We start from the raw sequence: 22525 nt of genomic DNA on the forward strand, positions 1-22525 counted from the left end.
CGGGGCCGTAATCGAAGCAGCGCCGAAGTAGGGCGCGCTGCGATCCAGGTCGCCCCCCCTCATCGATCGCCCCCCGCTGCAATCAACCCTTGAACCTGAGCGATTCGCGTCCTCCGTGGCGGCTCACGGAACATGATCGCTGGCGCCCCCATCGTCTTGGATTGGCTCGGGGCCTCGCAAGAGGTAACCTTGCGGGAAGGCGATCGCGGTTGCGGCGTTCATGCGCCGCGGTCGTGATCGGCCATGGCATTTCAGCGAGCGGCTCGCCCCCTCGACCGCGCCGCAACGGCAGGAACACAACAACGATGAACCTCCAGGGACAGGGCGCCGTCGTCACCGGCGGCTCGACGGGCATCGGGCTCGCGATCGCGCAGGCGCTCGTCGCCGCGGGGTGCAAAACGGCCATCGGCGCTCGCCGCGCCGAGGCGATCGAACGGGCCGTGGCGACCGTCGGCGATCCGACCAAACTCGTCGGCCGTCCGCTCGACGTCGCCGATCGGGAGAGCGTCGCCGCGTTCTTCGCCTGGGCCCGCGGCGAGTTGGGCCAGATCGACGTCCTCGTCAACTCGGCGGGGGTGAACGTCCGCGACCGCCGGCTCGACGTCCTCGCCCCCGAAGACTGGGAGCGGATCCTGCAAGTGAACGTCACGGGCGCCTTCTACTGCATGCAGGAAGCGCTCGTCCCGATGCGCGAGCGCGGCGACGGGCTGATCGTCAACATCGTCTCGACCGCCGGCCGCCGCGCCGCCCCGCTAGCCGGGGCGGCGTACAGCGCGTCGAAGTTCGCCCTGGCCGCCTTGGGGACGACCGCGGCCTTGGAGCTGCGCGAGCAAGGAATCCGCGTCTCTAGCGTCTACCCCGGCGAGGTGAACACCCCGCTGTTGGACCAGCGGCCCGAACCGGTGAGCGACGAACGCCGCGCACGGATCCTGCAACCCGAGGATGTCGCCGCCGCGGTGCTGATGATCGCACAACTCCCCCCGCGGGCCCACGTCCCGGAGCTCGTCATCAAGCCGACGCGGCAGGCGCATGATTGAGGGGGCGGAACCGAGATCGGGCGATCATGATGAGCGGGCGCTAGCGGCCGGCAAATGACCATGAACGACCTCGATCGAGCTTCGCCAAGGACCAGCGCCCGCGCGTCCTATGGTCCTCCAGTCCCCCCTGCCCCCGGCCACAGCGCGGCCAAGAGCAGCGTCGACGCCATGCCGGTGACTCCGAGCACGATCATCAGCGGGCTCCAGGTCCGTAGCCCCTCGCGTTCTGAGACCCCTCCCATCCGGCAGTAGACCCAAAAACCGCTGTCGTTCATCCAGCTGGTGACGATCGCGCCCGAGCCAATCGCCGTGCAGAGATACACGGGATGAAACGGCAGCGTCATTCCCTCGCGCATCGCGGCGACCAGCGAACTGGCGGTGATGATCGCCACGGTCGTCGAACCTTGACTGGTCTTCAGCAGGCTGGCCACTCCGAACGAAATCCACAACATGGCGAACCCGGCGCCGCGCGACTCCACGGGAAACAAATCGCCGATCGCCTCGCCGACTTGGGCCGCGCGCAGCATGGCGCCGAACGCTCCCCCTGCGGCGGTGATGAGCACGATCCCGCCGGCGCTGAGGACCGACTCCTCCACGGCCGCGTTCAGCGGAGATTCGCCGCGGCGGCGGTAACGGAGGCACAGCACGAGGCCCGCGATCGCCGCGAGGAAGAGCGCCACGTTCTTCTCCGCCGCGATCGCACCGACCGCGGCCAGCCACGAGCCCTCCGCAGCCTGCGCCGCGACGAGCGGCCCCAGCGAGATCAGCGCGATCGGCAGCGCGATCGGCGTCAGTGAAGCCGCCAGCGGCGGCAGCGTCGCGACGTCGACGGGCCGCTCGACGGTTTCGCGCAGCGGCAATTTGGCCAAGGCGAGCGTGCGATCCCGCCACGCCGCGAACGCCAGCCCGGCGAGCAACATCGGCACGCCGACCGCGATCCCGGCGAGCGACATCGTGCCGACGCCGACCCCCATCTGCTCGGCCATCAGCAGAGGTCCTGGCGTCGGCGGGACCATCGTATGGGTCACGGTCCCCCCGGCGCCAATCGCCAGCAGGTATCGCAGATATTGCTTGCCCGTCTGGCGATACATCGACACGGCCAGCGGCAAGAGCAAGTAAAACACCGTGTCGAAGAACACGGGCACGGCCAAGACGAAGGCGCTTGCCGCGAGCGCCGTCGCGGCATTCTGTTTGCCGAAGGCCGCCAGGCTTGCGGCGACGATCCGATCGGCCGCCCCGCTCTCCACCAAGCAGCAACCGACGACCGACGCCAAGACAATGGCCACGCCGATCCCCCCGGCCGTCTCGCCGAACGCCGCGGCGACGCGGGCCGCTTTCTCCTGCGGCTCGCCGGGCGCGAGCAAACTGACCGCCAGCGCCGCTGTGATGAGCCCTAGAAACGCGTTGAGCCGCAGCCACAGGATCGAGCCCATGACCACGGCCACCCCGATCGCCAGAATCCACGGCGGCGAGAGCATTGTGCGAATCCCCAGCGACGGCGCGATGCCAGCGAAAAGCCCCGGCGGTCGACGCACCAGGATCGACGCACGATACCGGATAGCGGCGACCATCGCCATCCGCGATCGGCAGGCGGCCGGGGTCGAGCGCAGCGAGCCCCCAGCCGCTCCCGCTCGAACCGCGGCGTCACGACGAACACGACGGGAGTTGCGAGCCCCCGCCCCACTTCAACTCGCTCAGCTTGATCCAAGCGCGTGGCGTCGCCTATGGTGGACCAATCTTCGGTTTCCGCGCGCACTCTCACCCCCTGCCAACCGTCATGAAAGCATTGTTACTGACGGCGCCCAAACGACTTGAATACGTCGACTTCCCCGACCCGGCAGTCGGGCCCGACGACGTGCTCGTCCGCGTCGCGGCCTGCGGCATCTGCGGCAGCGACGTCCATGGGTACGATGGCAGCACCGGACGACGCCAACCGCCGCTCGTGATGGGGCATGAGGCCGCGGGAGTCGTCGCAGCGGTCGGCCCGGCGGTAAGCCGCTTCGCTCCCGGCGATCGAGTCACGTTCGACTCGACCGTCTTCTGCGGCTCGTGCGAGCCGTGCCGCGGCGGGGCGATCAACCTGTGCGATCGGCGCCAGGTGCTGGGCGTGTCGTGCGGCGACTACCGCCGTCACGGGGCGATGGCCCAGTACGTCGTCGTCCCCGAGCGGATCGTGCATCGCCTCCCCGAGGGGTTCTCGTTCGCCGCTGCGGCGCTCATCGAGGCGGTCGCCGTGGCGGTGCATGCCGTCGGTCGGCAGCCGTTTCCTCCCGGGGGAGTCGCGGTGGTCGTGGGCGCGGGGATGATCGGCTCGCTCGTGATCCAAGCGCTGCGTGCGGTCGGGGCGGCGACCGTCGCGGCCGTCGATCTGGACGAGCGGAAGCTGGCGTTCGCCCGGACGCTCGGCGCCGACGTCACGCTCAACCCGCAGACCGTCGACGCGGCGGCCGCGATGCGCGAGTTGACCGCCGGCCAGGGGGCGGACGCGGCGTTTGAAGTCGTCGGCGCCAGCGCGCCGCTGCAAACGGCGATCGAGTGCGTCCGCAAGGGGGGCGCAGTGACGCTCGTGGGCAATCTTGCCTCGACCGCCGAACTGCCGCTGCAGGGAGTCGTCACCCGCGAGCTGACGCTGTACGGTTCCTGCGCGTCGCGGGGAGAGTACCCCCGCGCGATCGAACTGATGGCCGCGGGGCGGATCGACGTCGTGCCGCTCATCTCCGCATGCGCCCCCTTGGCCGCGGGGGCCGACTGGTTCGACCGCCTTTACGCCCGCGAGCCGGGTCTCATGAAGGTCGTCCTTGAACCGTGAAGGCGCGGTTGAACAAGGAGATGGGTACGCTCGCCGAACCTCACCCCGCCGCATCCGCCATCCGCAAGACGTCGGGATCCGTGAACACGTCGTGCTCGTCGTAGCTGGTCGTCGAGAACTCGCTGACGATCGCCCCTTGCGGTCCCCCCTGGAACCAATGGGGGGTCCCTTCCTTGATCGTGTATTGGTCGCCGGGATGCAGCACCACCTCGTGCCAAACCTTAAAATACTCGCGCCGCTCCGCGGGGACGCGCCCCTTCGGCCGCGGCGTCGGTTCGCCCGGCACGTAAAGATAGACCTCGCCCCACCGACAGCGAAACGTCTCCTCCTTTCCCGGGTAGTCGTCGATCGGCGGATGGAGATGCTCCGGACAAATCTGCCCCGGAAACATGATCAGCTCTTTCGCACAGCACCGCGGGGTGTTCACGTAGACGACGATCTGCACGCCGAACGTCTCGAGGTCCCCCAGGCGAAAGTCACAGACTTCGATCTGCGCACGCTCGGGAAGCGTGAGCGGAATGTGCGCCTGGTCGAGCATCTCCAAACTGCGGGTCTGCGCACGGGCGATCAACTCTGGCGACATCGAGACAAGCCCTCCGGGACGAGGCGCGGAGACGAGCGGTTTGAGGCGGCCGAAGGCGACTCAAGCGAGGAAGCGGCCATCTCAAGTATCTCGCTTCTCAGCGAGAATCACAACGGCCCCCGCGCCTTGGCGGCGCTGGCGTCCTGCGACCATGAACGATTCGCGAAGTGACGGCTCGCAAATGACATGGCAAATGGCGCGGCGACGAACTTCTCGCGGGCGGTCGCTTCGCCTTCGCAAATTCGCCGATCCGCCTACGCCAGCTTCGTCACGCCCGGCATGGCGACGGCTTGCTCGGGGACGTCCGACCAGTCGTACGCAGTCGGCCCCAGTCGCTGCTGGCTCTCGTACGCTTGCTCCCAGGTGAGTTCCTGACCCGTGTAGGTGCACATCCGGCCCATGATGCCGATCATGGTGCTGTTGCACATGTAATGACCGTCGTCCACCGGCGCCGAGTCGCGGATGCTGCGAAACAGCGCCTCGTGCTCGACGCGGTACATGCTCGGTTTCGGACCGCGATAGCGCCACTGTTCCGCAGCGGTAATCTCGTGGGCGACCAGCCGGGCTCGTCCCTTCGAGCCGTGGACGGTCTCCTCGACGACTTGCGAGGTGCCCGCTTGCTGCCGGCAACTGAAGTACACGCGCACGCCTCCCGGGTACTCGTAAAACACTGTGTGGTGGTCGTAGATGTTGCCGAACTTGGGATCGGTCCGCTGCTGCCGACCGCCGACTCCCCAGGCCTTCAGCGGATGGACGTCCCCCAGCAGCCAAGCGGTCTTGTCGAGACTGTGGACGGCCTGCTCGACGATGTGGTCCCCCGAGATCCAGGTGTAGTACAACCAGTTCCGCAACTGGTACTCCATGCGACTCCAATCGGGCTTGTCGCCGCGGTGCCACAGCGTGCCGGCGTTGTACAGCGACTCGATCGCCACGATGTCGCCGATGGCGCCTTCCTTGATCTTCTCGACGGTCGCGCGCATCCCCAGTTCGTACCGCCAGCACAGGCCCGACACGACCGATAACCGCTTCTGCCGCGCTTCCTCGCAGACCTGCTGCACGGCCCGGACGCCGGGGGCGTCGACCGCAATCGGCTTCTCGACGAACGTGTGCTTGCCTTGTGCGACCGCGTAGGCGAAGTGCTCGGGCCGAAAGTGGGGGGGCGCCGTCAGCAGCACGACGTCGACGCCGCTGTCGATCACCTTGCGATAGGCGTCGAAGCCGGCGAAGACTCGCTCGGTCGGGACGTCGATTCGGTCGGCGATCGCCTCGTCGAGCCGGACGTTTTCGAGAAAGTTGCCCGCCTGGTCCGCGAACACGTCGCCGATGGCGACCAGCTTCGCCCCCGGGTCGGCGTGCAGGGCGTCGCGCGCGGCGCCGGCCCCGCGCCCGCCGCACCCCACGACTCCCACGCGGATCGTCTCGTCGGTCCCCGCCGCATGGACGCCCCGCGCAAGCGCGAGCGCCCCCAATGCCAGCGACGCGGTAGTCGACTGCTGCAGGAACGCGCGCCTCGTGCCGGGCTGCTTCAGAATTTCGTTGCTCACGACCTCGGTTCCTCTCGTTGTTGCCGCCAAGACGCGCCGCAAGACCCGCCCCTGCGACAAGCGTTTGACTTGTCAGTTCGTGGCTCGTTCCGCACCCCCGCTCACCCCGGCGCGGGGAGCCCCAGCACCCGATGCATCCGCGCGGTCACGTCGGCCAACTCCGCACGCCCCCCTCCTTCCACCTCGGCCGTGCACCACCCGGTGAAGTCGATCGCCTCGAGCGCCTCGCGCACAGCGGGCCAGTCGACGGCCCCGTCGCCGATCTTGCAAAACCCCCGCGCGGGGCTCCAGTCCTTCACGTCGAGCTTCACGATCCGGCTCCCCAGTCGCTTGATCCACGTTTCGGCCGGGCTGAACTTGATCATGTTCCCCAGGTCGAAGTAACAGCCGACCCACGGGTGGTTGATTTCATCCAGGTAATCCCGCAACAGCTCCGGCGTTTCGCAGAAGCCGTTCCAGACCGGTTCGATGAGAATTCGCACCCCCAACTTGCTGGCCGTCGGCAGCACGCGCCGGATGCCGGCGATCGAGCGCGACCACACGTCGTCATGCGTTTCGGCAGTATCGCCAACTTTGCCGGGGACCAACAACACTGAGTCCCCTCCCAGGGCGCGAGCGTCGCGAACGGCCTGGTCGAGAATCGCCGCGCCTTGGTCGCGCACCTCCGCGGCGGGATCGGAGAGCCGCACCTCCCAATGCTTCATGTCCACCACGCCATGGACCGGCATCCCCGTGGCCCGCGACGCGGCGACCGCCTCCTCGACGGTGAAGCCGTCGACCGGGCTCACCAGTTCCATCCCGTCGAGACCGATCTCGCGGCAAAGCCGAAACTTCTCGAGCGCCGGCGCATCCCCGGCGATCATGCCCCACTTGACCGACGTGTAAATCCGCCGAGCCGTCGGGCCGGGGGACGCGACGGCGGCGGCCGAAAACGACTTGACTCCCGCGACGGCGAGCCCCGCCGCGGCGCCGACTTGCAGAAACTGTCTTCGACTTGCCTGAACCACGATTCAGCGATCCTGTGATGGGAGTGGGTGGCGCTCCGTCCCGCACCGAGCCGCCATCGTCGCCGCAAATGCCAACAGCGCCAACTTCGCCGCCGCGGGTTCGGGGATCGCGGAGGCCGACGCCGAGACGACTGCCGCTGAGACGCTCCGCTGCCAATGCAGGAAATCGTCCCCCGCGACCGCGCGATCGCCCGTCGCGTCCCCCGAACTGGGGAACACCCCGGTTGCACCGTAGTTGCTCGACCATTTCGCCAAATCGGCGGCGTCCGCCGCGCCGTTCTGGTTGAAATCCGCCGGATCGTACGAGGCGTTGATCTCGGCGACCCGATTCACGTGGGCCGTCCAGTACGAGGGAAGCGTGTCCCACGGGTTGGCCATCACGTCGTTCGTGACGTACATCGCCCCCACGGTGCGGTTCATCGCGAGGTCGAGCGCCGCAAGCATGTTGGCCGACGAAGGCTCCGTGTGGATCAGATTGACGAACCGGTCCCGATCGTAGCTGGCGTTCCACGCCGAGGGAGAATGCCCCGCGTACGCGCTGCCGACATTCTCGAACACCATCAACCGATCGGCCGCAGGCCAAGTCAGGTACTGCTCGATCGTCGTCGTCCCGGGGTTGCCCATCACCTCCCATTGCGGATTGACCCCCTTCACATGTTCGTACAGCGAACGGTAATAGTTGAGCCGCTCGGCAGGGCCGATGTTCGCCATTTCGTCGACGAAGATGCCGTCGATCTCGTACCAGGAAGCGAACCGGTCGACGTCGGCGGTCACCTCGGCCAACGGTCGCATGCCGTAGCCGCTGTAAACGTACCCGATGACTCGCCCCCCCGCCGCCCGCAGCGCGTTCACCGCGTTCACGTAGTTCATGTCCCGCGAGTTCCCCGGCCCGTTGAACGGGTTCATGATCGCCGTCAGCGGGACCTGCCCCGCGGCCGCGTTGAGTTGCGTCCACAAGGGGCCGGGGTAAAAGTACGCAGGCACGACGATCTCCAGCGCCGCGGCCGAGCGAACGAGACTCGCTGCGACCAATACGCCGCAAACGCACTGCAGCGCACGTCGATGCGCCGTCAGGCGGGTCGAATCGCCGAGAATAGAAACAGGATGCAACATGCCGTCGTACGTTGGTTCCTGGGCTTGCACGGGACGAGAGGAAATAGGAATCGGGCTTGCCGGGCAGGCGCCTCGTTCAGCTAGCGCCGCGCCGAGGGCGCTTGGCCTGCCCCCGCATGCCAAGCGCCCTGCAGCGGGCGAGGTCGTTCAGAATCGTCGTCGTCTCGCCGCCGACAGCAGCCCACAGCCGGCCAATAGCAGCGTCGCCGGTTCAGGGACCGTCGCGATCGCGACCGTCGCCGAGGCTCCGCCGTACGCCGCGGTCCAGTGGGTCAAATCGGCCCCGTCGACCGCGCCGTCGCCGTCGGCGTCCCCTTGGGCGTGCGCGGCGCCGGACATGATGCCGAATCCGCGTTGCCACGTCAGGAAATCGGCTCCGTCCACCAGACCGCTGTCGTCAAAATCGGCGTCGGTCGCCGGCGGCGAGGCGAGCGTGTAGCTGATCACTTCGATGATGTCGCCCAAGCCGTCGGGGGTGTAAACCACAAAATCGAATGAGGCGTTGGGGAACGCCGGGGCGGGCCCGCCCAGCACGGGCGGGTATTCGACCACCACGTCCAGAGGAATTTTCCACTCCATCCCGAGGCCGAAGGGGGCGCCCGACTCGGTCCAGAACGGGTAAATGACGGCGCCCCCGTTGCCGATTGGCCCGCCGGTGATGCTTAGATTGAGATTGAACACCCCCGCGTACTGGGCGAACGGAAAATCGTTCTGGTACCCGAACTCCGACCCGATGACCCCGATCTGCAAGACGTCGAATCCGGTCGTCTTGTCCTGATCCGTGTCGAACGCCAGGAACAGATTCACCAGCGACGTCGGGCTGGTCAGGTGGGTCGTCGCCTGGATGTAGATGAAGTCCGCGTCATTGGCGATCCGCACCCCGGCGATGTCGACGTCGCCGGGATTGTCGACGGGATCGAGCACCGTGAACGGAATGCCGGAAGCGTCCCAATCGTCGAACTCCGTCCCCGGCTCCTCGCCTTGGACGGCGATCGCCGTCGTGTAGATGCTCGGCGCCGTCACCTGGGCAGCGGCGAACGGCGCGCTCGCGGCCATGGCGACGGCGAGCACGGCCTGCGACAGCTTGGCGCAAGAAGTCGTGTGTCGAGTCATGGATGGAAGTCCTCACCCTCGGTGGATTGTACGCTTGCCGATCGCCGGGCGGCGTCGGGCCGGCTTGCGGCGTTCTGGACGCCGCTCGTAGTTCGCCCGACGCCGACCCTGAAGTTGGCCAAACCTCAGGATCGGTCGGGCGTCGCGTCCCCTGTTTACCGTCTCCGCGCGGCGACCAGTCCGGCCATCGCCGCCAGCATCATAAGCGCCGACGATCCCTCCGGAACCGCCAGCGTGTACTCGATCACGCCCGACACGTCGTAATTGCGGCCGTCGTCCCCGGGGAATCCCAACGGCAATCCGTCGGCGCCAGTCCCCAAGTCGGTCCAAAGCAAGAGTCGCACGACGTTGTCAGGAAAAATCGCCCCGCCGGCCGCCCGCATCGCCGACAACGAGATCGCCAGTTCGCGGCTCCCCGAGTTGGCGAAAGCGTCGAGCAGAGCGTGCCCGCCGCCGAAGAAGTTCCCCGTCAACCCGCCGCTGTTGAATACGCCCGTGTCCTGAGCGAACCCGAAGTCGTTCTGCCAACCCGCCTCGGCGCCGATCAGCCCCAGGCCGAAGATGTCGAACCCCGTCGCGGGGTTCTTGTCGATATCGATCGAAATGAACGTCCCCAGCGACAGATTGTTCGGAAAGGCGTTTCGGATGTAAAGATACTGATTGTCGTTGGCGATTTGCGTCTCGCCGATGTCGGGCCCGCTGAAGTTGTCCCCCCCGTCGGAGTCGAGCACCGGCACCCCGACCCAATCCGAGTAGTCGCCGTCGATCGTGATCGTCTTGAACGTGCTTGCGGCCGCGAAGCTGCACGCGGTCCACAGGGCCGCCGCAGTCAGTGCGGCAAGTCGTGTACGAGTCATTGGGTCATCGCTCCTTTCCAGGTGTTGTCGAAACGAACGCATCAAGAGCAGCCCGCTGCCGTCGCCAGAGCGTGCTCGCCGGTCACCGACCTCTTCCCGTTCCGCTTGTTGCCGCGATTCGCCTGTCTTGCACGACTTCGGCGCGGCCGCTTACTGTGCCGGAGTCAGCACGCCGTCGAACCGATGACCCCGGGCCCGATGGATCTCAGGATCCACGTCAAAGTTCACGAAGTGAACCGACGCGTCGCACATCGCCATATTGAACCCGACCCGATGGGCGCTGCCGAACATCCACTCCCCCTTGCCGCGGGAATCGCCCGGGCCGTCGGGCCCCAACGTCAACTGTACGTTGAGCTTGCCGATCGGCGTGGTGGTCCGCAGCGTGTCGTCGTTGTTGCCGGCGAACGCCGGTTCGTTGTCGGCCCAATCGAGCCCGTCGTCGTAGTGGTCGCTCGACATGTACTTTTCGCCGACCATGTAGGTGTTCGCCGTGCCGTCTTCGACTTGTCGAAAATTGATCTCCGACCGGGCGAAGATCACCCCCGTGCCGACCCCCTTCTGCGGGTCGCCGCCGTACTTGAAGAAGTACGCGCTCCGCCAATCGGCCCCCAGCCCCGTGCCGTCGGTCCCGTCCCAGTCCATCTGCGTCAGCGCCTGGTTGTAGTCGGTCAGGCTCACGTTGTAGCCCGACGCCTCGGAGGAGAGCATGTCGCCGGCGCACGCAGCGTAGTCGGTCTTGCTGCAAACCGTGAACGGATCGGAATAGTTGAAATTCAGCCCCGCGCTCATGTAGGGATAGACGTTCGTCCCGCGCCGGCTGGGACAGTTCATCCCCTCGAACGGCGCCTCGACCCGATTCTTCGTCGCCTCGGCCCGCGCGGCGCCCGTCAACCCGCGGCCCAAGTCGTGCAGCGGCCCCTGCTCAATGTAGGGGAGGATGTTGTACAGCCACCCGCCCGGTTGGTTCTTGCCGAAGCCGTACTCGGGATACCCGAGCCACGCGTACCACCATCCGCCGGTCGGCAGATGCTTGTGCGAGTCGTGATGGTTCTGAAACGCCAGCGCCAACTGCCGCAGTTGGTTGCTGCACTGGGTGCGGCGCGCCGCCTCGCGCGCGGCCTGAATCGCCGGCAACAGCAGCGCAACCAACACGCCGATAATCGCGATCACGACCAACAACTCGACGAGGGTGAACCCGCCGCGGCCGCGACGGCGCCCTTGGTCCAATCGTCCCCAATTCGTCTTCGTGCTCATGACGATCCTCGCCCTGAAGGACGCGCCGCCGGCAGGCGCCGCAGTTCACGATGGCATGACACCTTGTTCAGTCGACGGGCTTCTCCCGCCTCGTAATGTCGCTTGACCAATTCCGGTTCGAGCGGCCGGTTGTACAACGCCACGTCGCTCAACTGCCCCTGAAACATCCACGACGTGAGATACCGCGGCACGAACTCGGCCGCGCCGATGCGGGCCGGCCACTCGAAGTCCTCAAGCGACAGCAAGTGATCCGCCTCGGCGATCACCTGACCGTTGAGCAACAATCGCGCCCGCCCCAGCACGACCCGGTCGTCCGCGCGAACCTCGAGCGGCGTGAACGTCGCGACGACATGGTTCCACCGCGTACGATCGATCGGCACGCCGGAAACCAGCCGCTGCCACACTTCGCCTTTGACGCCGCTGCCGGTCCAGAACTCCCAGCAGTCGGTCTCCCCGGCGTACAGCGTGAAGCCGAAACATTGGCAATCGGGCTTCATCGAATTGAGCACCCACCGCGAGGTGAAGATCGATTGAAACTCCGGCCCGCCGACGACCTTGGCCCAACTCTCGACGGTGAAACCCCGGGCGGGATCGATCGCCGGCTTGCGATCGGGTTCGAGGTACGACTCGCCGTTGAAGACGACCCCCTCGTCGCTCACGACCGCGGCTTCCAGCGGCCAGTTGCCCACCGGCATGCCGTCGTAGCCGTGCTGCGTCAGGTCGAGCACCCGCCGATTGCGTCGCACCTGCCGCAACGGCCAGTACGCCGTCGGCTCGGACGCCAACACCAGCCGCTCGTAAACGTCGTACCCCAATTCCACCTCGCGCCACGAGCGGACGACGCCGCTGAGCGGCGAGGTCGGCGCCACGTGCCGCTCGCCGGTGACGGGATCCGCCGAGCAGACGATCCCTTCGCCCGTTCGCAGTTCGCGGATTTGCTTTCCCGGGATCCCTTCCTGCGGCGTCTGCGCCAGGGCGACGACCCCGGAGTCGACCGCCGCCCGCGCCGATTCGTCGTCGAGCACCTCGAACGCCGCCTCGGCCGATCGACAGATCGCGGTCAATAGGGGCGTCTGGACCGTAAACTCCCCCGCTCCGGCGACCGCCGCTTTGCCGTTGCGGACAAAGACGCAGTCGTCCCCCATCAGCGAGAATTCGGCCGGCCCTTCGACCAGCAGCGTGTGGCCCGAGTGTTGGGCGACGTGAATCAATCCGGCGGTCAACTGGACGACTTCGCCCCGTCGCAGCTCCTGCCCTACTTGCAGCGACTGCAGCAGCCCGCGTTCCGACGCCGCCGGCGAGATCGCCGTGATCTGTCCGACGTGCTCGTTGACGACCAGTCCGACCGAGGAGGAGGCCGCCGGTTGAAACGCCGCCGGAGTCGCCGCAGGCTGGCCGAGCTTCGTGGCAATCTGCCAGGAGCCGACCGAGCCGACGACGAACGCCAAACACGCAGCCTGGGCCCACAGCGGCAAGATGCCCCGCATCCGCCCCGTCCCTGGCGATGACTCGCCGCGCGACGATGTCTCCCGCGACGATGCTTCGCGAGACGACGTCCCCCGAGCCGAGGTCCCGGCCGCCTCGTCGCTCGCCGACGCCGGTTCCGAGGTCGCCCCGGGAGCCAGCGGCATCCCGTCGGCTCCGCTCTGGCTGTGCGGCCCGCTGCTCAGCAGGTACGGCAGCGACTGCAGCAAATGCATCGTCTCGACGTACCGCCGTCGCGCGGTCCCGTCGGCGACGACGCTTTTGGCCAGCGCCTCCCACTCGGCGACCGAAAGGCCGCTGAGCGACAACTGTTCGAGCAGCGACTCCACTTCGCGCGAGGCTGCGTCGGCGTCTTGCGGCGATTCCTGCGCGTGGTCTTCCTTCATGCCGTTCTTCCTTCGCTGCGCAAGGCGCCTTCGATGCATCGCTCGAGCATCTTACGGATTCGGGACAGGGCCGTGTGCACCGCCCCGGTCTGTCGTCCCTGCCGGGTCGCGATCTCGTCGATCGACAACCCGTTCCAATACCGCAAATGCAACACCTCGCGTTGCCGTGCAGTCAGCCGCTGCAAACAGCCCTTGAGAGCTTGAAACCGATCCTCCAGCGCGTCGGCATGCTCGACCTGGTACTCGGCGACGAAGTCCGCCATGTCCAGCGCAATCGTCGCCTCGACGGTCCGCTGCTTTCGCAGGTAATTCAGCGATTCAAACCGGGCGATCGTGCACATCCAGCGAATCAACTCCTCGTCGGGGGCGGACTCCTGGTACTCGAAGCCCCCCAATTTCTGCCACGCGACCAAGTACGTGGACTGCATGATCTCCTCGATCCAGTCAGGCCGACCGACGACCAACGACGCGACAAACCCTCTCACCCGTCGTTCGTGACGAGCGACGAGCACGATAAATTGGTCAGCTGACAGCGCCTGCTCGCTCACGAAGGCTCCGTTGGCAAGTCTCAGCCGTGGTTCATTCCTTAACAGCTACGCTACGCAAGGCGCGGATTACCTGGGCTTGTCGATCTCGCCCGCGGTCGCCGGCAATTTCGCTCGGCCGAACACGCGGGCAAGCCCAGCCTCACCTTGCCGAGCCGATGCCGCCAAAGCTCGGCAGGGGGCAGTTCCGGGGAAATCCAGCGCATCTCCTCCGAAAGCGAAAGAGTAACGTCGCCCGGCCCTCAGACCTTACCGCCAATCTGCCGCATCGAGAAAAAATTCCGCCGGCGGCTTCCCATCGATCCTGCCCAGAGGCGCAAATGCCGTCAGGCCCGCATTTGTCAGCTTGCCTGGGATCGCTGCGACGCTGCAGGACCCCTGGCTTCCGCCAAGCCCCGATTTGCTCTTCCCCACTCCGTTCAGTAAACTGCACCCCGTGAAACGTCGCGGCGATGGAGTTCGCCCTAACCGCCGGCTGCCTGCAGCCGTGCTGATGACTCCTACGACACCGTGCATCCGGCGCGGTCGTGGGAGCGTTCTGCGAGGCGGCTCCGCCTTGCGTCTGATTCCCGCGACCTCTTGGGATCCATCTCTCGAGGGAAATCAGACACATGCCCTTTCGGTTCGACTTTCGCGAACAACTTGCCCTGGCCCGATACCTCGCCAAGTGGGCCCTGGCCGCCGGGCCCCTGGCCGCCGTCGTCGGCTCGGCGTGCGCCTTGTTTCTTTGGCTGCTGCAATTGGCCGCCGAGACTCAGTGGCGCGAGCCGCGGCTCTTGTACTTCTTGCCCCTGGCGGGAATGGGAATTGCGCTGGCGTACGGGTGGATCGGCAAAGTCGCCGAGCGCGGCAACGACCTGATCATGGACGAAATCCACGAGCCTGGAGCCGGCGTCCCGGCGCAAATGGCTCCGCTGATCCTGCTGAGCACCGTCGCCACCCACCTGTTCGGCGGCTCGGCCGGGCGCGAGGGGACCGCCGTCCAAATGGGGGGAAGCATCGCCTCGTCGTTCGCCCGGTGGTTGAAACTCAACGACGTCGACCGCCGCACGATGCTGGTGGCCGGCGTCGCGGCCGGGTTCGGCGGCGTATTCGGCACGCCGATCGCCGGCGCTATTTTCGCCCTCGAGGTGATTGCCATCGGACGCATCTCGCACGAGTCAATCGTCCCCTGCCTGCTGGCCAGCATCGTGGGCGATTGGTCGTGCGCCGCATGGGGCGTGCACCACGTCGATTACCGTCAGGTCGTCGCCACGCCCCCAGCGATCGACTGGCTCCTCCTGGGCAAGGTCGCCATCGCGGGAATCGTCTTTGGACTGGCCAGCCTGCTGTTCGCCGAACTCGCCCACGGGCTCAAACGCGTGTTCCAGCGAACGATCCCCTGGGCCGTGCTGCGCCCCGCGGCGGGAGCGGTTCTCGTCATCGCGCTGGTCTGGCTCCTCGACACGCGAGTCTATCTTGGGCTGGGCGTCACGGCTCCCCCTGACGAACCCGACGGGGCGAGCATCGTCGCCAGCTTCCAGCCCGGCGGCGCCGACCCCTGGTCCTGGTGGTGGAAAATCGTGTTCACCGTCGTCACCCTCAGCAGCGGATTCAAGGGGGGCGAAGTCACCCCGCTGTTCTTCATCGGCGCAACGCTCGGCAACGCGCTGGCCGTGCTGCTGGACGCCCCCGTCGATCTGTTCGCTGCACTAGGGTTCGTGGCCGTGTTCGCCGGCGCCACGAACACGCCGATCGCCTGCACCGTGATGGGGATGGAGTTGTTCGGCGCCGGGCACGCCGTCTCGCTAGGGACGGCCTGTGCGATCGCTTACCTGTTCAGCGGCCACTCGGGCATCTACCTCTCGCAACGAATCGCCGTCCCCAAGATCGAAACTCCCGCAATCGAGCCCGGCACCTCGCTCCGCGAGCGCCGCGCATCTCGACTTCGGCCGATCTTGCCGGACTCACCTCGAACGGTTGAGGTCGCCGACGGCGACGCCCCGCCTCCCGCAGCCTCCTGATTCAGCCCCCGCTCGCCTGCGTCTGCCGAGTTGCAGGACGTCAGCCCGCGAAGGAGTCTTTCGCCCCCCGGCCCCGCTTAGCGCAGAACCCCCAGTCCGGCGAAATCGCTCGAAATCTCCGCCTGATAGCTGGACACGGCCCCGGCGGCGCGCGATGTTGACGGCGACAGTGGTACGCGCCCCGTGGCCCCGCTCCGCAAGCATCAATCCGGGGGGCTTCGGATGTTCGCCCTTGGACGTACAACGTGAAAGGCCAGCTATGAGACGCACGCACACGACTCGGTTGAGCACGATCGCCGCGATGGCGGTCGCCGTCCTTGTCCTCGTCCAGCGCTCCGCGCAGGCCGACCTGAGCGACGAGAACTTCGATCCGCCGTTCGTGGTCAACTCGCCGCTGCCCGGCTTTCTGCCGATTGACACGACCTTGCTCGACAAGTGGGCCGGCGAGGACGTGACGCTCGTTTCGGGAATCAACGACGGCGTCTCGCCGGTCACCCCGCCGAACATGGTCAAGTTCCTGGACACGGGCGCCTCCGGCGCATGGAACGAGATCAAGCAGCGAATCGACGTCGCACTCGAAGTGCCGTTCATCGACGCCGGTCAGGCAGTCGCGTTGTACTTCGCCTGCTTCAACGTCCCGCAAGGCGCCGGCGGTGCGGAGGCCCAGATTTACATCCGGTATCTCGACAACCTAGGTTCCCTGATCGCGCTGTCCCAAATCGCCAGCACGAACGACATCGGCGGGCTCGACGACGATCCCGACACGTGGCAACATCTGCAGATCGACGCCGATCCCGTACCGGTCGGCACCCGTTACGTCGAGGCGTTCATCCAGTTCGACAACGCCAGCCTCGGCGGGTACGCCGGGTATCTCGACAAGACGCATCTTGCGATTCGCGGCGTCCCCGAGCCGGCAGCCGTCGGCCTGGCGCTCGTCGGCTGCGGGCTGGCAATCGGCCGCCGTCGGCTCCGTCGCTGAGCGTCGCTGACGCAGTGTCGCTGAGCGTCGCTGACGCAGTGTCGCTGAGCGTCGCCGACGCGGAACGATGAATCGGCGTCCCCGGCTGCGCCTGTCGGGGACGCCTGCAATGCACGACGGTGGATGCCCATGTCTGCGCGCCGGCTCGCTCCCTCGCCCCGTTGGCGGGCACTGTGCTGCTGCGGCTGGGCAGTCGTCCTTGTCGGCCTCGGTGCGCCGCTTGTAGTGCGACCCTGCCGGGCACAATCGGAGGCGCCCGTCGGCCTGCGCATCTGGGCGAACACCGGCGAGGACAAGGTCGCGCGCGACGACCTTCGCGAGACTCGCGGCGATCCATCGACGCGCAACTCGGCCTGGGACGGCCGGCAAGTGTCGCTCTTCGCCGCCCGCAACGAAGTTGCCTCGTTCTGCCTCTACCTCGAAGCGGCCGATGAGTCGATCCCCGAGGTCGAGATCCGCTTCGACGCGCTGACCGGACCGGGCGGAACCGCGATCGCCAGCCGCCCCGCGACTCCCGACGATCTCTTCGACTACAGCGAGCGGAACATCGAACTGTTCTTCGTTCGCTATCTCCCCGTTCTTGGCGTCTCGAAGCTGGCGTACCACCATTATGACGAACGCCACGTCCCCGCGCGATTCCGCCGGCCGCACGACTCGGCGACGGGCCATGCCCGAGGGGGGTGGGCCGATCGCCCCGACCACGACAAAGAGTATCCCGACATCGCCGTCCCGCTCGCGCTTCGCTCGAGCTTTACGGTCGATTCCCGCCGCTCGCAGGCGATCTGGTGCGACGTTCACGTCCCCGCCGCCGCCGCGCCGGGCGAGCGCCGCGGCGAGATCGAATTGCGCGTCGCCGGCCGCGTCGCGCAGCGCATCCCCGTCGTCTTGGAAGTCCTCGACTTCGCCCTGCCCGATCTCCCTACGGCGCGCACAATGCTGCACGTCAGCACGGGCGACGTCTGCCGTCGGTATCTCGGCGAGGCCTGGCCGCACGACTATCCCCAAAACGCCAAGCTCAACGCCGACGCCCGACTGGTGATGGATCGCCATTTTCAGCTTGCCCATCGGCATCGCATTTCGCTGATCGACGACTACGTGCCGATCGAACGGCTCGAGTCGTCGGGCTGGCTCGACCGGCTCAGCGGGGCGCTGTTCACCCCCGAGCGCGGCTACGGCGGCCCGGGGGTCGGCGTCGGGAACAACGTGTTCTGCATCGGCGCCTACGGCTCGACCCCCGCAGCCTCGCTGCCCGACTGGGGCCGCTGGGTCGAAGGCCGGCGCGACGAGACCCCGACCGATTATTTCGTCTACCTCGCCGACGAGTCGGTCGATTTCGCCGCGCTCAACAAGCTCAACGCCGCCCTCCCCGCCGACCTGCGCGGTTTGGCAACCCTGTCGGCTCCGCACGGCGCCGACGAGGCGCGTGAGTTGGCGATCGTGTGCAGCACCGCCACCGTCTGTCAGACCGACGAGTGGACCCGCGCCATCGGCAAGATTCGCGACTCGGGCCGCACGTTCTGGCTCTACAACGGCTTCCGCCCCGCGTCGGGGACGTTCACGCTCGAGGACGACGGCGTCGCGCTCCGCGAACTCGCTTGGGGACAGTTCAAAGCGAGCGTCCCTCGCTGGTTCTACTGGAGCGGGACCTACTACAACAACTATCAGGGGGGCGCGGGCGAAACGAACGTGTTCACGACCGCCCGTACGTTCGGCGGCGGCGGCCAGCGCGACCCCTCGCTCGGCGACACCGGCTACAACGCCAACAACGGCGACGGCGTGCTGTTCTACCCGGGAACCGATACGGTCTTCCCCGCGGAAAGCCTCGGCGTGCTGGGCCCGCTGGCGTCGCTGCGGCTGAAGCACTGGCGCCGGGGGCTTCAGGACTTCGAGTACTTGACGCTTGCGGCCGCGAAAGACCCGGCGCGCACGCAAGCGATCGTCCGACGAATGGTTCCGCGCATCCTCTGGGAGATCGGCGTCGACAACCCCTCCGACCCGACCTACGTCCACGCCGACGTCTCCTGGCCGACCGACCCCGAGGCCTGGGAAATCGCCCGCCGCGAACTGGCGAGAATCGTGCAGTCCCCCTAACGATCTGTTGAAAGGGGAACTGGCTCGCGGACCAATGCCGACAAGTCCCTTGAACGTCATCCCGCGAGCGCGCCTGTCCCCGTCTTCCGCTGGTTCCCCAGGACTCGCTGAAAGAGGTCGTAGTATCGAGCGGCTTGTCGCTCGCACGAGTACTCAGCGGCGACGCGCGCCCGTGCGGCGGCGCCGAGCCGGTCTCGCAATTCCTCGTCGTCGAGCAGGCGCTCGAGGCCGGCGGCCAGGGCCTCGGCGTCGTTCGGGGGGACGAGCAGGCCGGTCTCGTCGGCGAGAACCGCTTCGGGAATGCCGCCGACGCGTGTGGCGACGATCGGCAGTCCCGCGGCCATCGCTTCAAGCAGAATCACCGGCAGTCCTTCCGCGAGCGACGGCAGCGCAACCACGTCGAGCTCCGCGAGCAACGGCGCCAAGTCGCTGTGAAACCCCGGCAGCACAAAGCGGTCCTGCAACCGCCGAGCCGCGATGTGCGCTTCGAGTTGCGACCGCAACTGCCCTTCGCCGAACACAACGAACCCGACGTCGGGGCGCCGCTGCGTCACGAGCGCCGCTGCCTCGACGAGTCGCTCAAACCCCTTCTCCGGACTGAGTCGCCCGGCCGCTCCGACGATCCGCAGCGGCGCCGAGGGGAAGAGAGCCGCCAGCGCTGCACGCTGCTGGTCGCTGCAGGACGCGTTCCCCCCGATCGGGACGGCGTTGGGGATGGTCGTGATCCGGTCGGGCCGAACTCTCGCCTGTGCCAAAAGCCGCGACTGCGCCTGCGACACCCCGACCACCGCGTCGCAGCGACGCATGACCGCTCGATCGAGTCGCTCGTTGAGCCGAACCTTCCACGTAGCGCCGGTCCAGCCATGGGCGATCGCCACGATGGGAATCCCCGCCCGCCGAGCCGCCGACCAGCCGAGGACGTCGGGCTTGTAACCGTTGGCGACAAGCAGATCGACGCGGCGCTCGGCAAGCAGGTCGACGATCTCCGCCGCAACTCGGCGAACCCGGGGCCAGTTGGACCTCAGCTCGATCGCTTCGCACCCCTGAGCCCGAGCCGCGGCAAGAAACGCTCCCGCCCCGCCCCGCTCGGAGAACGAAAGCATCACCGTCCGGCAATCGGCGGGGAGGTGCGCAGCAAGCCCCAACACCTGCTTTTCCGGACCACCGAGAAAGGGCGACGCGAGGAGCTGCGCGATGACCATGGCCGCCAGACGAGCGTCAGGGAACGACGGAAGCAACGATGCGAGGTGAGGCTGCGATTGTAGTTCAAGCAGCCGACGACCGCACGATTCCCTTCGTCCTGGGCAAGCATCGCTCGCCAGGCCTTGTCCCAAGACCATAAGCGGACGGCGCAAGCCGCCGGCGAGTCGGCGTCCATGCCCGGATCGATCTTCGCCGGGGGCTGACGTCGCCGCCCGACACCCGACAATCGCCGGCTCACCCCTCTTTGTGCACTTCGATCACCGCCCCTCCGGCCAACTGCAGATAGCCGGGAACGCGCCGCAGGGCGTAGTCGAATTTCTCCCACGCCATCTCCGACGATTTCCATAACGCGGCGGCTCGCGAAAGAACCTGGAAGCGATGCACGGTCGTCGTCGGAAACGCACGGCGAATCGCCGCCAGCTCGTCGGGACCGAGCTTGTGCTCGTCGTCGGTGATATGCCGATCGAGCGACGGCTCGTTCGACAACACGCGCCGGACGAGCCGGGTGTTGCGCACGCCGTCGAAGAACCGGTTCCGCAACGGCTCGCGAAACACGGCCAGCCCTCCGGGCTTGAGCACGCGCCGACACTCGGCGATCGCCGCGGGGACGTCGACGTGATGCAAAATGTCGATCCCCGCCACGACGTCGAACGACTTGTCGGGGTAGTTCAGCCGCTCGGCGGCTTGGCGAGCGATTGTCACGCGCTCGGACAAATCGTACCGTTCGGCAATCTCGCGCGCCGCCTCGACGTTTCCCTCGGCGATGTCGAACCCGTCGACCTGATAGCCAATCCGCGCGTAAACGACCGTGTTCACCCCCCAACCGCAGCCGAAGTCGAGCAACCGCATCCCGGGTCGGAAGCGTTGCTGCACCAGCCGAAACGTCTCCCAATACGAGTTCCACGGACGACGTTCCCGCCCCAGGATCGGGCCGAAATCGACCGCGTCGAATCTCCGCAGTTGAGAGTACGAGTTGTAGAACTCTCGCTCGCGCACTTGCACGGGGGTCGGGTCCGACCGATCGACGTCAAGCGATTCGCTGCGGCTGGTCATATCGGATCGCAAGCCGGCGCCCCTGCCGCGCGGGCAGGACGTCGCTCGATGAGCGCGCATCAAGCGACCGGTGCAGCCTCGACTCTTCTCGCTTGATCCAAGGAATCGGCCCGGGGATCGACGGCGCCCCCACAGGGATCGCGACGGCGGCAGTTCCGGTGCGTCCGTCGTCATGTCCGCCTTATCGTCGCGGCTCCTCCGATCACTTCCTCTCGGACGGGGTCTCGACCAATGCATGATAGAGGTCGACGACTTGCGTCGTCAAACGGCTTGGATCAAACGCAGCGACCGCGTACTCCCGCGCCGCGGCGCCCATCCGGCGGCGCAGCTCGGGGGACGCGGCGAGTCGCTCCAGCGCGGCGCTCATCGCCGCAACGTCGTTGCACGGCACATGGAGTCCCGTCTCGCCGTGGCGGACGTATTCCTCCGGACCGCCGCCGGTCGTCACGATCGTCGGCACGCCGCACAGCATCGCCTCGGCCGCGACGCGCCCGAACGGTTCCGGTCCGACCGAGGCGTGCACCGCGACGTCGATCGTGGCCAGAAACTGATACACGTCTCGTTGATGCCCGGCGAACCGGACGCGGTCGGCAACCCCCAGCCGCGCAGCAAGTCGTTGCAACTCATCGAGATAGTCCGTCTCCCCCGCCGGCGAGGTCCCCGCAACGACCAGTTCAAAATCTGTGCGCCCGCGGCGCAACGCGTCGGCCGCAGCCTCGATCACGATGTGCTGCCCCTTCCACGGCCCCAGGATGCTATGCATGCCGACGACCAGCCGACCGTTGCCGGACCGCGTCGGCGGCGCCTCGACCGGACCGATCACCGGTTCGTAAATCGTCGAGATTCGCTCCCGCGGCAGGCCCAACTCGACCAGATGCTCGGCGATCGCTCCCGACGTAGCGATATGGCGAGTGAAGCTGCTCTGCCGAACCAGCCACCGCGTCAACCGACCGGGATACTCGAACCCCTTCTGGTGAGAAATCGAGGGAACCCCGCGCCGCCGGGCCGCTTGCCCCGCGCCCCAATTCGCCGAGAGGGCGTTGTTGGCGTGCACCACGTCGGGAGCGAACTCGCGAATGAGCTCGTCGACTGCCCGGCGCCAGGGGCGCACGTCGTCGCGAAAGTACCGCCACGCCCCGGCTAGGGGCCCGCCCACTGAGCCGTGCCGCCCCCCCACGGCGACCCGGCGATGCCTCAACCCTGCGGGGAGTTCGATGTACGGCGCAGGATCGAACGAGGTGACCAGGATCGGCTCGACCTCCGGCGGCAGTTCCCGAATCAGATGGAGCAGACCCGTCAGCGAGCCGCCGAATCCGATCGGAGATTCCACGTACAGGACTCGCATCGTGAAACCGGTTGAACGGACTTCGATCGGGCGAGTCGGCGCGCCGCCGACGAATCCTCCACAATAATCCCCGCCTAGCCCCCCGCCAACGGCAGCGCGACTGCGGTCCGGAGCCCCC

The 22525-nt window shown here is 67.2% G+C and carries 18 protein-coding genes; 5 read left to right on the forward strand and 13 right to left on the reverse strand.

All coding sequences use genetic code 11. The features are described 5' to 3' along the window. Positions 1–305 precede the first annotated feature (305 nt). Complete coding sequence (locus tag KF688_14115) at positions 306–1037, forward strand: SDR family NAD(P)-dependent oxidoreductase (protein ID MBX3426810.1); 732 nt, start codon at positions 306–308, stop codon at positions 1035–1037. A gap of 107 nt (positions 1038–1144) precedes the next feature. Here KF688_14115 and KF688_14120 read toward each other — a convergent pair whose 3' ends face one another. Next, positions 1145–2608, reverse strand: a complete 1464-nt coding sequence (locus KF688_14120; GenBank protein ID MBX3426811.1) for a gluconate permease — start codon at positions 2606–2608, stop codon at positions 1145–1147. 206 nt (positions 2609–2814) lie between these two features. Between KF688_14120 and KF688_14125 the strand changes: the two genes are divergently transcribed. Further along, positions 2815–3846 (forward strand): alcohol dehydrogenase catalytic domain-containing protein, encoded by a 1032-nt coding sequence (locus tag KF688_14125; protein ID MBX3426812.1) that lies wholly within the window; start codon positions 2815–2817, stop codon positions 3844–3846. A gap of 40 nt (positions 3847–3886) precedes the next feature. On the opposite strand, the gene KF688_14130 is transcribed toward KF688_14125, so the two are convergent. The 9 genes from KF688_14130 to KF688_14170 all read right to left on the reverse strand — a co-directional run bounded on the left by KF688_14130 (position 3887) and on the right by KF688_14170 (position 13673). Continuing rightward, the gene (locus tag KF688_14130; protein ID MBX3426813.1) at positions 3887–4384 is read right to left on the reverse strand and encodes a hypothetical protein; all 498 of its coding nucleotides are present in this window, start codon (positions 4382–4384) and stop codon (positions 3887–3889) included. Between the two features lie 299 nt (positions 4385–4683). Next, positions 4684–5973 (reverse strand): Gfo/Idh/MocA family oxidoreductase, encoded by a 1290-nt coding sequence (locus tag KF688_14135; GenBank protein MBX3426814.1) that lies wholly within the window; start codon positions 5971–5973, stop codon positions 4684–4686. Between the two features lie 101 nt (positions 5974–6074). Beyond that, complete coding sequence (locus KF688_14140; GenBank protein MBX3426815.1) at positions 6075–6980, reverse strand: sugar phosphate isomerase/epimerase; 906 nt, start codon at positions 6978–6980, stop codon at positions 6075–6077. Positions 6981–6983: 3 nt separating this feature from the next. Continuing rightward, positions 6984–8093 (reverse strand): spherulation-specific family 4 protein, encoded by a 1110-nt coding sequence (locus KF688_14145; GenBank protein ID MBX3426816.1) that lies wholly within the window; start codon positions 8091–8093, stop codon positions 6984–6986. 147 nt (positions 8094–8240) lie between these two features. Then, positions 8241–9206 carry a PEP-CTERM sorting domain-containing protein gene (locus KF688_14150; GenBank protein MBX3426817.1) on the reverse strand — a complete coding sequence of 322 codons (966 nt, stop codon included), beginning with the start codon at positions 9204–9206 and terminating at the stop codon, positions 8241–8243. 155 nt (positions 9207–9361) lie between these two features. Further along, positions 9362–10063 (reverse strand): hypothetical protein, encoded by a 702-nt coding sequence (locus KF688_14155; protein ID MBX3426818.1) that lies wholly within the window; start codon positions 10061–10063, stop codon positions 9362–9364. A 150-nt stretch (positions 10064–10213) separates the two neighbouring features. After that, positions 10214–11317, reverse strand: a complete 1104-nt coding sequence (locus KF688_14160) for a DUF1559 domain-containing protein (protein MBX3426819.1) — start codon at positions 11315–11317, stop codon at positions 10214–10216. Then, positions 11314–13188 carry a LamG domain-containing protein gene (locus tag KF688_14165; protein MBX3426820.1) on the reverse strand — a complete coding sequence of 625 codons (1875 nt, stop codon included), beginning with the start codon at positions 13186–13188 and terminating at the stop codon, positions 11314–11316. The genes KF688_14160 and KF688_14165 overlap by 4 nt, the downstream gene beginning before the upstream one ends. Further along, positions 13185–13673 (reverse strand): sigma-70 family RNA polymerase sigma factor, encoded by a 489-nt coding sequence (locus tag KF688_14170; protein MBX3426821.1) that lies wholly within the window; start codon positions 13671–13673, stop codon positions 13185–13187. Before KF688_14170 ends, KF688_14165 begins: the two co-directional genes overlap by 4 nt. Before the next feature lie 671 nt (positions 13674–14344). Here KF688_14170 and KF688_14175 point away from each other — a divergent pair. From KF688_14175 to KF688_14185, 3 genes are all read left to right on the forward strand, one after another. Further along, positions 14345–15736, forward strand: coding sequence for a voltage-gated chloride channel family protein (locus KF688_14175; protein ID MBX3426822.1), 1392 nt, complete (start codon positions 14345–14347; stop codon positions 15734–15736). Positions 15737–15995: 259 nt separating this feature from the next. Further along, entirely contained in the window at positions 15996–16715 is a 720-nt protein-coding gene (locus KF688_14180; GenBank protein ID MBX3426823.1) for a hypothetical protein, read from the forward strand. 225 nt (positions 16716–16940) lie between these two features. Then, on the forward strand, positions 16941–18806 hold the full coding sequence (locus tag KF688_14185) for a DUF4091 domain-containing protein (protein MBX3426824.1): 1866 nt from the start codon (positions 16941–16943) through the stop codon (positions 18804–18806). A gap of 56 nt (positions 18807–18862) precedes the next feature. Here the strand turns inward: KF688_14185 and KF688_14190 are convergent, their stop codons facing one another. The 3 genes from KF688_14190 to KF688_14200 form a co-directional block, all read right to left on the reverse strand. After that, complete coding sequence (locus tag KF688_14190; GenBank protein MBX3426825.1) at positions 18863–20008, reverse strand: glycosyltransferase family 4 protein; 1146 nt, start codon at positions 20006–20008, stop codon at positions 18863–18865. A gap of 235 nt (positions 20009–20243) precedes the next feature. Then, positions 20244–21062, reverse strand: a complete 819-nt coding sequence (locus tag KF688_14195) for a class I SAM-dependent methyltransferase (protein MBX3426826.1) — start codon at positions 21060–21062, stop codon at positions 20244–20246. 202 nt (positions 21063–21264) lie between these two features. Then, the gene (locus KF688_14200) at positions 21265–22407 is read right to left on the reverse strand and encodes a glycosyltransferase family 4 protein (protein MBX3426827.1); all 1143 of its coding nucleotides are present in this window, start codon (positions 22405–22407) and stop codon (positions 21265–21267) included. Positions 22408–22525: the final 118 nt, after the last annotated feature.

The sequence above is a fragment of the Pirellulales bacterium genome (assembly GCA_019636345.1).
In the GTDB taxonomy this organism is placed as follows: domain Bacteria; phylum Planctomycetota; class Planctomycetia; order Pirellulales; family Lacipirellulaceae.

Bases quoted from the DNA above. Each gene is read 5' to 3' on its own strand.
- KF688_14120 (MBX3426811.1), bottom strand. From the start codon at position 2,608: ATGGTCGCCGCTATCCGGTATCGTGCGTCGATCCTGGTGCGTCGACCG.
- KF688_14165 (MBX3426820.1), bottom strand. From the start codon at position 13,188: ATGAAGGAAGACCACGCGCAGGAATCGCCGCAAGACGCCGACGCAGCC.
- KF688_14115 (MBX3426810.1), top strand. From the start codon at position 306: ATGAACCTCCAGGGACAGGGCGCCGTCGTCACCGGCGGCTCGACGGGC.
- KF688_14150 (MBX3426817.1), bottom strand. From the start codon at position 9,206: ATGACTCGACACACGACTTCTTGCGCCAAGCTGTCGCAGGCCGTGCTC.
- KF688_14190 (MBX3426825.1), bottom strand. From the start codon at position 20,008: ATGGTCATCGCGCAGCTCCTCGCGTCGCCCTTTCTCGGTGGTCCGGAA.
- KF688_14130 (MBX3426813.1), bottom strand. From the start codon at position 4,384: ATGCTCGACCAGGCGCACATTCCGCTCACGCTTCCCGAGCGTGCGCAG.
- KF688_14125 (MBX3426812.1), top strand. From the start codon at position 2,815: ATGAAAGCATTGTTACTGACGGCGCCCAAACGACTTGAATACGTCGAC.
- KF688_14145 (MBX3426816.1), bottom strand. From the start codon at position 8,093: ATGTTGCATCCTGTTTCTATTCTCGGCGATTCGACCCGCCTGACGGCG.
- KF688_14200 (MBX3426827.1), bottom strand. From the start codon at position 22,407: ATGCGAGTCCTGTACGTGGAATCTCCGATCGGATTCGGCGGCTCGCTG.
- KF688_14155 (MBX3426818.1), bottom strand. From the start codon at position 10,063: ATGACTCGTACACGACTTGCCGCACTGACTGCGGCGGCCCTGTGGACC.
- KF688_14160 (MBX3426819.1), bottom strand. From the start codon at position 11,317: ATGAGCACGAAGACGAATTGGGGACGATTGGACCAAGGGCGCCGTCGC.
- KF688_14180 (MBX3426823.1), top strand. From the start codon at position 15,996: ATGAGACGCACGCACACGACTCGGTTGAGCACGATCGCCGCGATGGCG.
- KF688_14175 (MBX3426822.1), top strand. From the start codon at position 14,345: ATGCCCTTTCGGTTCGACTTTCGCGAACAACTTGCCCTGGCCCGATAC.
- KF688_14195 (MBX3426826.1), bottom strand. From the start codon at position 21,062: ATGACCAGCCGCAGCGAATCGCTTGACGTCGATCGGTCGGACCCGACC.